Origin of the sequence: Lactobacillus bombicola (assembly GCF_900112665.1) — a bacterium.
Classification (GTDB): domain Bacteria; phylum Bacillota; class Bacilli; order Lactobacillales; family Lactobacillaceae; genus Lactobacillus; species Lactobacillus bombicola.
The window spans coordinates 46491-60163 of sequence record NZ_FOMN01000004.1 but is presented as its reverse complement, the minus strand read 5'-3'; the positions used below and the strand labels follow the sequence as shown (position 1 = coordinate 60163).

General features: G+C 34.9%; 12 protein-coding genes. 1 reads left to right on the top strand and 11 read right to left on the bottom strand.

Annotation, left to right across the window (positions count from 1 at the left end):
- The first annotated feature begins 6 nt into the window (after positions 1-6).
- Positions 7-660, top strand: coding sequence for a YigZ family protein (locus BM203_RS04415; protein ID WP_090093070.1), 654 nt, complete (start codon positions 7-9; stop codon positions 658-660).
- A gap of 57 nt (positions 661-717) precedes the next feature.
- Here BM203_RS04415 and BM203_RS04410 read toward each other — a convergent pair whose 3' ends face one another.
- The 11 genes from BM203_RS04410 to BM203_RS04360 all read right to left on the bottom strand — a co-directional run bounded on the left by BM203_RS04410 (position 718) and on the right by BM203_RS04360 (position 13658).
- Positions 718-1872, bottom strand: coding sequence for a glycosyltransferase family 4 protein (locus tag BM203_RS04410; RefSeq protein ID WP_090093068.1), 1155 nt, complete (start codon positions 1870-1872; stop codon positions 718-720).
- A 144-nt stretch (positions 1873-2016) separates the two neighbouring features.
- A complete protein-coding gene (gene rny / locus BM203_RS04405; protein WP_090093067.1) occupies positions 2017-3648 on the bottom strand; it encodes a ribonuclease Y in 1632 nt (543 codons plus the stop codon).
- A gap of 129 nt (positions 3649-3777) precedes the next feature.
- Positions 3778-4890, bottom strand: a complete 1113-nt coding sequence (recA, locus tag BM203_RS04400) for a recombinase RecA (protein WP_090093065.1) — start codon at positions 4888-4890, stop codon at positions 3778-3780.
- A 151-nt stretch (positions 4891-5041) separates the two neighbouring features.
- Entirely contained in the window at positions 5042-5701 is a 660-nt protein-coding gene (locus BM203_RS04395) for an ABC transporter permease (RefSeq protein ID WP_090093064.1), read from the bottom strand.
- Entirely contained in the window at positions 5694-6623 is a 930-nt protein-coding gene (locus BM203_RS04390) for a glycine betaine ABC transporter substrate-binding protein (protein WP_090093062.1), read from the bottom strand. The genes BM203_RS04395 and BM203_RS04390 overlap by 8 nt, the downstream gene beginning before the upstream one ends.
- A gap of 12 nt (positions 6624-6635) precedes the next feature.
- Positions 6636-7259, bottom strand: a complete 624-nt coding sequence (locus tag BM203_RS04385; protein WP_090093060.1) for an ABC transporter permease — start codon at positions 7257-7259, stop codon at positions 6636-6638.
- Entirely contained in the window at positions 7259-8437 is a 1179-nt protein-coding gene (locus BM203_RS04380; RefSeq protein ID WP_280139157.1) for an ABC transporter ATP-binding protein, read from the bottom strand. Before BM203_RS04380 ends, BM203_RS04385 begins: the two co-directional genes overlap by 1 nt.
- A 146-nt stretch (positions 8438-8583) precedes the next feature.
- A complete protein-coding gene (gene pgsA, locus BM203_RS04375) occupies positions 8584-9144 on the bottom strand; it encodes a CDP-diacylglycerol--glycerol-3-phosphate 3-phosphatidyltransferase (RefSeq protein WP_090093058.1) in 561 nt (186 codons plus the stop codon).
- A gap of 29 nt (positions 9145-9173) precedes the next feature.
- Positions 9174-10259: a helix-turn-helix domain-containing protein gene (locus BM203_RS04370; RefSeq protein WP_090093056.1), complete on the bottom strand. Its 1086-nt coding sequence runs from the start codon at positions 10257-10259 to the stop codon at positions 9174-9176.
- A 68-nt stretch (positions 10260-10327) separates the two neighbouring features.
- Entirely contained in the window at positions 10328-11056 is a 729-nt protein-coding gene (gene ymfI / locus BM203_RS04365; RefSeq protein WP_090093054.1) for an elongation factor P 5-aminopentanone reductase, read from the bottom strand.
- 160 nt (positions 11057-11216) lie between these two features.
- Complete coding sequence (locus BM203_RS04360; RefSeq protein WP_090093053.1) at positions 11217-13658, bottom strand: FtsK/SpoIIIE family DNA translocase; 2442 nt, start codon at positions 13656-13658, stop codon at positions 11217-11219.
- Positions 13659-13673: the final 15 nt, after the last annotated feature.

Genomic DNA, 13673 nt, shown 5'->3' with positions numbered 1-13673 from the left:
ATTCTTTTGATACAAGAAAAAAATTATTTAACTATTAAGAATAATGGTACAAATGAATTAATAATTAAGAAAAGTCGCTTTATTACCACCTTAGTACGAACTAATACAATAGCTGAAGCTGACCAAGCCATTGCGGCTATTACTAAAAAATACCGAGATGCAACCCACAATACCTATGCTTATGTCGTAGAAGATCATGTCAAAGCTAGTGATAACGGCGAACCTGCTGGAACAGCAGGAGTTCCGGAATTAAAAGCACTGCAATTGATGAATCTAAAAAATGTAACTGCTGTAGTGACACGTTATTTTGGTGGAATTAAACTTGGTACTGGTGGACTAATTCGTGCTTATTCAAATAGCGTGACTGAAGCGGCTGAAGCAATTGGAGTGGTTAAACGCATGCAACAGCAAAAAGTCGATTTTCATGTTGCATATAATAAATTTGATGAGGTACAACATTTTTTAACTAATGAACAAATTTTTATTGCTAATATTGATTATGGAGTGGATGTAAATATTCAAATTTTTATCGACGAAAAAGTACGAACTGTTGTCGAAAATAACCTTACCAATCTTTTAGCTGGACAAATCACGTTCAACCTAGGCGAAAAACGTTATATCGAAGTTCCTATTACCGAACATAATTATCATTCACAATAATTTAAAAGCCATGGAAATCAAACTATTTCCATGGCTTTTTTATTGAATTAAACTCGGTTAATCATGCTTCTTATTTTTTAATTGTTCTGGTTTTTCTTGACCTAAATGCCATACTTCAACTGTTGGATCATTTTTACTGCGCATACTAATTAGTTTTTGAAGTAAACACAATAAGGGCTTATATTTTTCTCCTAGCAGACCAATCGATTCCACAAATACTTCTAATGCAACAACTAGTCCTGCAATTAACAACCACATCCCCCAAGTTGGTGATAACAAGAACAATAGTGAAATAAATGAAAAAATCAATGATAAAGAATAGATTGCTAACACTGTCTGTCGATGAGTCAAGCCCATCTTCATTAATTGATGATGTAAGTGGTGCTTATCTGCTTGCGAAACAGGTCGATTATTCAACTTACGCCGAATCATTGCATAAATGGTATCAGTAATTGGCACACCTAAAATTGTTACTGGTACTAAAAGTGAAATAAAAGTAACATTCTTTAGTCCCTTTAAAGAAAAAATAGCAATCATAAAACCAATATACAAAGCACCTGTATCACCCAAAAATATCTTTGCGGGGTGAAAATTATATGGTAAAAAGCCCAGTAAACAAGCAGCTAGCATAAAACAGCTAATTGGAATATAAAGTTGATTGGTATGTAAAAAAAAGTAACCAACAATTCCCATAGTAATCAGCGATATTAGTGATACACCATCAGCTAAGCCATCTAACCCATCAATTAAATCTACTGCATTAGTCAATGCAAGAATCCAAAAAATTGTAATTGGCAAACTCCACCAGCCCAAATTAATCTGTTTATTCAAGAGTGGCAAATTAAGCACATTCATCTTAATGTCAGCCAAAAAATAAATAATTAAAGCACCAATTAAAATGCCAAACATTTTTTGACGCGGCTTTAGTTCTAGAATATCATCAATAATTCCCGTTAAAACAATTACACTAGAAGCTAACAATACACTAAAAGCTTCATGCGTGGGAAACTGCTCTCGCAATAGAACAAATGTACCAATATTATAGGTCACAAAGATACCCAAGCCACCAAGAGTTGGCATTGGTTTTTTATTAACTCTTCTAGCATTAGGATTATCAACCGCCCCCAAAACAAAGGCAAGACGCCTAATAAATGGTGTAATTGACGCTTGAATAATCACTAGAAAGAACAATTCAACAATAATTTTAAACATAGTCGACTACTTTCATAATTAATTGCTTTAATTATACAGGGTGAAGCAAAAATCCACAAATCACAAAATTTACTATTTAATAATTGGATTTTTTACTATATTTAAACACAAATCAAAAAAGCTGAATTAAAAAATTCAGCTTTTTTATCTTGCAACTGCGACTACCCGTTTTTCACGGATAACCGTAATTTTAATATTACCTGGGTAATCAAGTTCCTTTTCAACTTGCTTACGAATATCATGGGCCAATACAGTAATTCGGTCATCTGAAATCTTATCTGGCTTGACCATCACGCGAACTTCTCGTCCAGCTTGAATGGCATAAGCTTGATCAACTCCATCATATCTTTTAGCAATTTGTTCTAATTCAGTTAATCTTCTTATATAATTTTCTAAACTTTCACTTCTTGCCCCAGGTCGAGCCGAAGATATCGTGTCTGCCGCCACTACTAGCTCAGCAATAAATGATAACTTCGGTACATCACCGTGATGGGCCGCAATTGCATTAACAACTACATCTGATTCATGATATTTTCTAGTTAATTCTACACCAATTTCAACGTGTGAACCTTCAATATCATGATCGATGGCTTTTCCTATATCGTGTAATAATCCCGCGCGAACTGCTAATTTTTCATTTAAACCAAGCTCAGCCGCCATTGCTCCAGCTAATTTAGCCACTTCAATTGAATGCCCTAAAACATTCTGGCCATAAGACGTTCGATATTTAAGGCGACCAAGAATTTTAACAAGTTCAGGATTCATTCGATGAATCCCTAGCTCCATTAATGCGCTTTCACCAGCTTCATAAATGTCATCATTGACTTCTTTGCGTGCTTTATCAACCATCTCTTCAATTCGAGCTGGATGAATACGACCATCCTTAACCAGCCGTTCCATTGCTCGTTTAGCAACTTCACGTCGAATCGCGTCAAAGCCACTCAAAGTAACTACTTTAGGAGTATCATCAATTATTAAATCAACTCCAGTTAGAGCTTCAAAGGAGCGAATATTCCGACCTTCTCGACCAATAATTCTTCCCTTCATTTCCTCATTAGGCAGATTAACTACTGAAACTGTTGTTTCAGCAACAGTATCAGCCGAACTACTTTGAATTGCATCAATAATAATTTTACGGGCATAATGATCAGCTTTAACTCGAATTTCTTCATTACTATCCTTGATCATTTCTGCCCGTTCCTTAACTAGTTCATCAGATAATTGGGTCAAAACTAACTTCTGTGCTTGATCTTTACTCAGTTGAGCAACCTCGTACAGCTTTTCCTTAGTTTGATCGACTAAGTCAGTTACAACCTTTATATTTTTCTTTAGCTCTAGTTCTTGCTTACGAAAGTGATTTTCTTTTTCAGTTAATTCGGCTTCCTTTTCCGTCAATAAAGAGTTTTTATGTTCAAAAGTATCTTCTTGTTGCTTTAAACGATTAGTATCGCGTGCAACCAAATCGCGCTTAACATTTAATTCATCTTCAACCTTTTGTCGATAAGTTTGAATTTGCTCTTGCGCTTCAAGAATTTTTTCTTTTTTAATATTTAGTGCACTCTGCTTTAAAGTTTCAGCAGCTTGCTTTTGAAAACTTATTTCAGCTTGAGTAGCTGCCACTTGAGACTTTGCTTCAGCTAAAATATTATCAGCATTCTTTTTGGCATTTTGAGCTTTCTTTTCCCAAATATTTTTTCTGAAATAATAGCCAATAATTAAACCTAGTAAAATTGAAATAATAGCAATCGCGATGGGAACCAAAATTGTTTTTATCATGATTACTATCGCCTTTTTTATTTTTAGATTATTCACACAAACTTAATGATAAATAACCTAATCACTTATGTCAATCAACTAAAAAAAACCTTGACCAAAATTTATAGATCAAGGTTAATTTCTTCAATTCTAATTACTTTTGTCATCTACTTCTTTTTCAGCAGAAGTCGTTTCAGTTTCTGGTTTGGTTGCCTTAGCTTTTTTAGCTTTAGCATTTGCTGGATCTTCACGTTCAAAAATGGCTTCTTCATCAATACCATAAATATGACGAACTTCCTTTTGAACCTCAGCGTATATTTCTGGATGGTCTTCTAAATATTGCTTTGCATTTTCACGCCCCTGACCAATACGTTCATCTTTGTATGAATACCAAGAGCCAGCTTTCGCAATAATATCTTTATCAGCTGCCATATCTAGCAATTCACCACTTTGGGAAATACCTTTGCCATACATCATATCTACTTCCGCAACTTTAAAAGGCGGTGCAACTTTGTTTTTAACAACTTTAATTTTGACACGATTCCCCGTTATTTCGCCACCAGTCTGCTTAATTTTTTCTGCACGTCTAATTTCTAAACGGATTGTCGCATAAAACTTAAGTGCGCGCCCACCTGGAGTCGTTTCCGGATTACCAAACATAATGCCAACTTTTTCTCTAATTTGATTAATAAAAATGGCAATTGTCTTTGTCTTGTTAATATTTCCAGAAAGCTTACGTAAAGCCTGACTCATTAAACGTGCTTGTAACCCCACATGACTATCACCCATTTCTCCGTCAATTTCAGCTTGGGGAACTAGAGCAGCTACAGAGTCGACAATTAAAATATCAATTGCACCACTTGTAATTAGTGTATCTGCAATTTGTAATCCTTCTTCACCAGTATTAGGCTGCGATAAAATGAGTGAATCCACATCAACCCCTAAGGCTTCTGCATATGCTGGATCCATTGCATTTTCAGCATCAATGTAAGCAGCCGTACCACCACGCTTTTGTACTTCAGCTACAGCATGTAAAGCAACCGTAGTCTTACCAGAAGATTCGGGACCATAAATTTCAACAATTCTTCCCCGTGGATAGCCTCCGACCCCTAAAGCTGAGTCAAGTGCAAGTGAACCAGATGGAATCGTTGAAATTTTAGTATCTGCTTTATCGCCCATGCGCATAACAGCGCCCTTACCGAAGTTCTTTTCTATTTTTTTAAGCGCATTTTCCAATGCTGCCTGCTTTTCATCTTTGGGCAAGACTTTTCCTCCTCTAAAATAATAATCACCAGTTTATACTCATTAATTATACTTTGCTTGAAGATATATTTGCAAGAAATATAGCGAACAAATGTTTAAATAAGCTTAAGCCCTACTAATATATATGCAAAAATAACCCATATTTTTTGATTTATTTTTTTAATCCTTTAGGTTGTACCCAATTTTGAACCAAGTTAAGCAATAGATCAACTAATACTGCCATTAATGCAGTGGGAAATGCCCCAGCTAAAATTATTGCGTTGCCGCTAGTTGCATTAGTACCACGAATAATAATATCGCCTAATCCACCGGCACCAACAAAAGAACCAATTGAAGTAATTCCAATTGCTATTACTAAAGCATTTTTTAAACCGGCTACAATTACTGAAATTGATAAAGGTAACCGAACCAAATAAAGTAATTGTAGCTTAGTCATTCCCATACCTTTACCTGAATCAATAATATTTTTATCAACACTGCACATACCAGTATATGTATTTTTAATAATTGGTAACAATGAATATAGCGTAACAGTAAAAACAACTGTTTTTACTCCCAAACCCATTCCAATCATTACGATTGACAAAAGAGCAAGTGAGGGGATTGTCTGAATGAAATTAGCAAATTCAAGCACGAAACTTCCCAAATGTGTATTACCGGCAATCACAATTCCCAGCGGAATACCAATAATTGCTGCAAACAATACACCATAAACTGACATTAAAAAAGTACGATTAAATTGACTAAGTATATAATTGCCATTATGTTGATAATAATAAATAAATTGTTGCCATAAAGTTAAATTAGCCATTATTTTTACCCCTAAAAAAATTATGTTTTACCAAAAATTGATGAGCCACGGTAGAGGGTTCTAGTAATCTATCATCTACTTCAAAATTCATTCTTCGTATGTCATGAATACTAATATTCCCCACTAATCTCATCAAAAGCGGCTTAAGGTCGGGATGATTACGTAATAAATAATTATTAATTAACATGCCGCAATTATATGGCGGAAAAAAATGCTTATTATCCTTTAATAATTTTAATCGATAGCTATCAATTCGCCCATCTGTAGAATAACCTAAAATCACATTCACTTTACCACTTTTTAGGGCGGAATAAACCAGACCAATATTCATTGGCTCAATTTTGGTAAAAGCCATATGATACGCTTGTTTAAAATGCCTATAACCAACTCCTGGCGCATTAATCCATTCCGAAGCAACTCCAAATGAAAATTTATTTTGCCATTGTTTTAAGTCAGAAATTTTATATAAATTATATTTTTTTTGTGCACTTTTTTTCACCATAAAGGCATAATTATTGGCAAAGCCGTAAGTAGGAAGATATGTTTGATCCCACCTTTTTTTCGCCTCACTTCGCACTGTTTGATTGGCTCTTTTTGCATTTTTAATTGGAGTTAGATGTAAATTAGCAGTCAATTCACCCCCATCATAGGCAACCGCTTGGATATCAGCATCATGACGATACAATGCTTGATGCTGCATTGGGGCTGACCCTAAATTATTAACAATGGAAGCTCGATATGGCGTTTCATGTTCAATTAGTTGAACAATTATGTTAGCAACAATTTGAGATTCAGTTGTTGTTAAGGCAGTTACTCTAATTTGATTGCTACTAGGTTGATTATCAACTAGTCCACACGCACAAGTAGCTATCATGGTCATAAATGTGATGGTAGAAATTAATATTTTTGCTCGTCTTTTCATTACTAAGCCTCCCTACATACCTTTAGGAATAATTTTTTTCTCTAGTAAACTAAGTAAAAAATCTGTTAATAGTGCTAAAGCAATTACTGGGAGGGTGCCACCAAGAATTAAATCAGGTTGATAAAGACTAAGACCACTAAAAATAAAATCGCCTAATCCTCCAGCTCCAATATAGGAAGCCAATGTTGCCCAAGCAATTATATAAATTGCAGCTAAACGAATTCCAGCCATAATTACCGGCATTGCTAAAGGGAGCCTTACTTTAGTAATCAATTGTATTTTGGTCATGCCAAGACCACGAGCAGAATCGATAATATTAGTATCCACATTGGTTAGTCCCACATAAGTGTTACGCAAAATTGGCATTAAACTATACAAAAAAAGTGCAATAATTGCTGGCAAACGTCCTACTCCAAATAATGGAATCATCATTGCTAATAATGCAAGAGCTGGAATAGTTTGCAAAATGCTCGTAATCGAAATTATTATTTTCGCAATTTGCGGAATTTTTAGTAAAAAAACACTTAACGGAATTGCTACAATAATTCCTAAGGATAATGAAATAGTCGCTATATAAATTTGCTGCCAAGTTTTAACAATTAACTCTAATCCATGTTGAGCTAAAAAAGCAACCATTATTTTACCTCTTTTTCTGATTTTTTAATTAAAGCTGTTTTATCACCCCATATTTTTTCATAAATTACATTAACCAGGCTAGAACGAGTTACTATACCTACTAATCTTTCATTATCGTCAACAACCGGAATATATTGTCCAGCGCGGCTTAAAATTCGACTAAAATTATCACGTAAATATTCATCTGGTCTTAGGACTGGAATTTTAGTTAATAAAATTTCACTAATCTTATTAGCTTGGTTATATTTTTTCTGTAACTCATTAATTGAAATATATCCTTTAAAGTGATTTTCGAGATCAACAACTAACAGCGTATCAACTCGATGTTCCTTCATCATTGCTAATGCAGTCGTTAAAGAAGCCGTTTGATTAATTTTGACGGGATCAGTGAGCATCACGTTTTTTACTTTAACAGTTTCATATTTTGCTTCAGAAAGGCGCTTTTCACCAATCAAATTTTCTACAAATTTATTTTTGGGATAGTGCAAAATTTCATCTGGTGAGCCAACCTGAATTAAATGACCCCCGTGTAAAACAACTATTTTAGTAGCAAGCTTTAGGGCTTCATCCATATCATGTGTAACAAACACTATTGTTTTACCTAACTTGGATTGTAAATTTTTCACTAAAGTCTGCAAACTTTCACGCGTAATCGGATCTAATGCACCAAATGGCTCATCCATTAAAATCAAGTTTTGATTTGCAGCTAAAGCTCTAATGACACCTACTCGCTGCTGCTGACCACCAGATAATTCATTAGGATAGCGATCTAAATATGATTTAGGTAACTGAGCTAATTCTATTAACTTATTTACAGCAACAGCTATTTTTTTCTTTGGCCATTTTAATAATTTTGGTACCAGAGCAATATTTTGTCGAATCGTCATATGAGGCATTAAGCCATTACTCTGAATCACATATCCAATATGTCGTCTTAAAAAAACAGGATTAAATTCTTTAACATTTTTCCCTTTAATTAAAACCTTTCCCTTAGTTACACTATTCATCTGATTAATCATTCGCATTAGTGTTGTTTTACCCGAGCCAGAGGTTCCAATTAGACAGCAAAATTCACCCTTATTTATTTTGAAGTTAATGTTGTCAACAGCTGGTTTGCTCATTTTAGGATATAGCTTTGTTACATTCTTAAATTCAACCATCGGTATATTTTGTACCATAATATTTCCCCCTTTTTTCAATAGTATTATAGTTCAATCCTATCAACATAATTAAAGACGGGCAATAATATACTATTACATATTTTTCAAATTATAAAACTAAAATAAAAAACACTAACATTGTTAGTGTTTTTAAATATTTAAAACTACATTGAACCTTTGAAGATATTCCAAGAACTACGAAAATAATCATAGCCAGAATATATTGTAAAAATCAAAGCAAGATAGAGTAAAACTGTTCCAATATGATAAATATCACCAATTAATAAGAAAATAATCGACAGCATCTGACAAGTTGTCTTAATCTTTCCCGGCATCTCAGCTGCCATTACTTGACCTTTATTTTCAGCTAAAATCAGCCGTAACCCAGTAACTGCTAACTCACGACAGACAATAATTGCCACAATCCAAGCTGGTGCTAATTTTAATGAAATTAACATAACAAAAGCAGTCATAGTTAACATCTTATCTGCTAATGGATCCGCAAATTTACCAAAATTGGTTACTAAATTGCGTGAGCGAGCAAGATGACCGTCAAACCAGTCAGTAGCTGATGCTACTGCAAAAACTATCGCTGCAATAACTAAATTCCAGTAAACAGTACTACCTGCTACTTTAAAACTTGCATCTCCGCCAAAGATAACAATTAACATAAATACCGGTATTAGAAATATTCTAAACACCGTCAACTTATTGGGTAAATTCATTCTTAAATTTTCCTCCTAAAATACAGTAATTAGTTACTGCTGCCACTTTGGTTATCAGACGAACTGCTTGAGTTATTATTAGCTTGATGATGATCAGTAGTACCGGTTTGATTATCATGGTTTACCTGACCGTTAGTTTGCTGTCCAGTAGATTGATTATTGGCAGTGGTGCTGTTATTTTCAGTATTATTGGTCTGATGGTGGTCTTGATTTTGCTCAGTTTCAGTACGCTGGTTTTGGGTAGTACCAGTATTAGCATTCCCTGTATTGTTATTTTGATTTACCTCACCATTTGTTTGAACTTGGTGATGCTTACCAATAAATAGGGTTAGTGATAGTCCTGCACTTTGGCCATTATAAGGTACTTTTTTGCCACCAACTGAAACGGTCGTTCCAAGAGCATTGCTAAAAGTAACAACTACTGTTTGGGCACTTTCAGGTATACGCACTGTATGTTTTTGTCCTGCAGTCAAGGTCTGGGCACCTTGATTCACACCATTCATTGCAACCGAAATCGTTGTTACTTGATTACCTGCTCGAACTACTATATTACGATTCTTCTTTAAACCAGTAATTTCATATTGGTTTACAGCTAATTCCCTAACTTTGACTAGGTTGGGTTTAGCCTTTTTAACTTTTTTTGGTCTGCTAGTATTTTCTGATGAAACCGATACATCGTTAGCAGAATTATTATTCTGATTTCCTGCTGATGAAAAGTGAGCATATACCATATAGCACACTAGCACAACTACTACGATTCCTAAAATAATAATAATTCGCGGAAGATAATCTTTCCAGAGCTTTTTTTTACTGTTAGTAGTCTTACTTACTTCTTCACTTTTATTATCGATAGATTCTTCAACATACTCATCAGGTTCAGCTTGTGGTATTTCTTGGTGATATTCATTAAGTAATTTTTTACCATCTAATCCGACTACTTGAGCATATTGTCTAATAAAGGCACGTACATAAAAGTCACCTGGTAGCTTATCAAAATCATTTTGCTCAATTGCCGTTAGATATCTACCTTGAATCTTAGTTGCTTTTTCAACATCTTCAATTGAAAGTCCTTTTGCCTCTCTGGCACTGCGTAATTTGTCTCCGATATCCGCCATAGTTACCTCTTTAAATTCTTTATTTTATACATTGAGTATAACATATACTACTAACTATTAATTTTTATTTATATAAGCCAGCCCCCACTGACATAAATTGTTTGTCCCGTTAAATAATTCGCATTCGGATCAAGCAAGGTTCTGACCCAGTAAGAAATATCCGTACTCTTTGCTAAGCGACCCAACGGAATTTCTTCCTTAACTTCTACCATAGTTTCAGATGAAAGTAACGCATTCATCTTCGTATCTACTGCCCCAGGAGCAATAACATTAACTGTCAAATTTGCTGATGCCACTTCTCGCGCATAACTTTGTGCAAAACGCGACAATCCAGCTTTAGTTGAACTATATACTGCTTCTAGTGCACTACCATTTCCACCATAAACAGAACCAAGATATACAATACGGCTAAAATCATTTTTTATCAGTAATGATTCAAGTAAACTTGTCAATTTAATTGGTGTGTTCAAATTAACTTGTACAAGTTGATCAATTTTATTCAGATCTTGGTCACTCAGAAAAGTGTAATCCGTAATGCCCTGAGAAAAAACAACAGCATTAATAGGTAATAAACTATTAACAAACTCCATTAAACCTTTATTATCTGTCAAAAAACTCAATTTGATTGGAATAAAATCTTGTTGAGGATAAAGCTGACTATATCTTTGCACCATATTAGATGCCTTTTGCTCATCTTGATTATAGTGAAGATAAAGCGACCAGCCGCTATTAGCTAAGTCAGTACAAATAGCTTGTCCAATTCCACCCGTGGCACCAAATACGATTGCTCGTTTCAAATAAAACATTCCTTTTGATAAACTATCAATCAAAAACAGCAATGCAATTATACCGCACTTGCTACATTTCTACTATAATTGCACACAACATCTTTAATTTTACCATGAATTTAAATAAAACTAAGCAAAATTGTGACATGCTAAACTTTCTTAAAAATTACTATTTTGTTTGATCTTTTGTAGGTTTAACAAGTACCTGACGCGGTTTAGATCCTTCTGATGGACCGACTACTCCTCTTGCTTCCATTTCGTCCACAATTCGTGCCGCTCGATTATATCCGATTCGAAAACGTCTTTGTAACATTGATACACTGGCCGCTTGCTGCCGCTGAACCATGTCAACTGCTTGATCGTATAATTCATCTACCGGTTCATCAGCAGCATTTTCGGTCATTTCTTCTCCTTTTTTAGGGATTAGTTCTTGATCATATTCAGGTTGCTGTTGCTCCTTAACCCAAGCAATCACTTTTTCTACTTCATGCGAAGATACATATGCTCCCTGAATTCGTTCAGGCTTAGCAGCTCCTACTGGCATATACAGCATATCGCCTCGCCCTAGCAATTTGTCAGCTCCAGTTTGATCGAGAATTGTTCGCGAATCTATCCCACTGGAGACAGCAAAAGAAATTCGTGAAGGTACATTAGCCTTAATTAGTCCAGTAATAACATCAACACTGGGACGTTGCGTAGCTAAAATCATATGAATACCGGCTGCTCTAGCCATCTGTCCTAAACGGACAATTGCCCCTTCAACATCATGTCCTCCAACCATCATTAAGTCGCTTAGCTCATCCACAACAACTAAGATATACGGTAAAGGATTCATCACTGGATTGGCCTTATCTTGATTATTTATACGAACCTTTTCGTTAAATTCACCCATATTGCGGGCCCCACTTGCTGCAAATAACTTGTAACGCCGCTCCATCTCTTTAACAGCTTTATTTAAAGCATTTGCTGCTAATTTAGGGTCAGTTACAACCGGAATTGATAAATGAGGTACACCACTATAAACTGATAATTCAACCATTTTAGGATCAATCAAGATAAGCTTGACTTGATCAGGATTAGCTTTCATTAAAATGCTAGTTAAAATAGTATTAATGGCTACTGATTTACCTGATCCAGTTGAACCAGCAATCAATAAATGGGGCATTTTTGCTAAATTAGCCGAAATTATTTGGCCAGTAACATCTTTTCCCAGCGGAACTTCCATTGGATCAGCTTGTGCTTTTTTATCTTGATTTTGCATTACATCCTTGAACGCCACCACACTATTAGTCCTATTAGGAACTTCAATACCAATAAAAGGCTTCCCCGGAATTGGAGCCTCAATTCTAATATCCTTAGCAGCAAGAGCCAAGGCTAAATCATCCGCCAAATTAACTATACGACTTACTTTTACTCCCACCGCTGGTTGAACTTCGTATCGGGTAATGGTAGGGCCCAAAATCGCCTTTTTAATAATTACATTTACGCCAAAACTTTTAAAAGTTGTCTGTAAAGTTTGCGTATTTTTTCTGATTAATGCTTTATCTGAACTTTGATCAATATTCTTAACTGCATCAAGTAGCGATAGCGGTGGCTTTTGGTATTTTTGCTTTATTTGCTTAGTTTGCCTTGAAGCAACATGTTCAACATTGCTTATTTCTCGTTGTAATTTCTGATCTTCAGCAACGAAAGAATGCGGTCGCGGCAAATCAGTTTCTTCTAGAGGAGAATTTGCCTTTTCATCATTTTCACTTGCAATTTGAATTGGTGGTTCAAATTTTTCTTCTTCGATAGCAGAATTTGATTCAGCAGTCGCAGAAGATTCACTTATTTCAGTTTCATCGTCATTTTGACTATCATCATTTTTTTCTGTTTGCTCATTAAAATCAGTCACATTCGGGAACTCCAATGGCTCTTCAGCTAAAGGATCGGCTAAATCTTGTACTTTTTTATTTTCTCGTCTTTCTACTTGCTTAGTGCGGATAATATTATATTGATTTTTTATTTTAGAACTTGCTTCTTTATTTTTACTGATAAAGAGTTGACTAAAAAGCTGAAACTTTCGGATAATATCCGCAAATTTAATATCAAAAAACATTAAAATTCCAATTGGAATGAATAAAATTGCAATGATTTTTATTCCAATGTGCCCAAAAAGCGGATAAAGAAATTGGTAACACATTGCTCCAATTATGCCTCCACCAACAGATTTGGTAATTGAAACACGCATAAACTCTGCCTGCATCTCATACCAAAAAACATTCATAAAAGCATTATTGACCAATTCATGCGCAAAATAATTACTACTTTGCACCAGTAAAAAACCCAGAATTGCTAAAAACAGGCCACAACTTCTTTTAAATTTAAAATGCATTGGCCTATTATAAATCAGCATAACCAAACCGAAAACAATGCATATCCCTGCTATAAGTAAATAAGAATCACCTACAAATAGACGAAAAAAATTAGCAACCTGCTTGCCTAAATTACCAAATTTAGTAAAAGCAGTAATAGCAATACTCAGCTGAATGAGCCCCACAATAGCCCAAGTCATGTCTGTTTTCTGGACCTTCTTACGTGCCTTAGTTGTTTTTCTTTTTTTCTTAGGCATCTTTTCACCTAATCA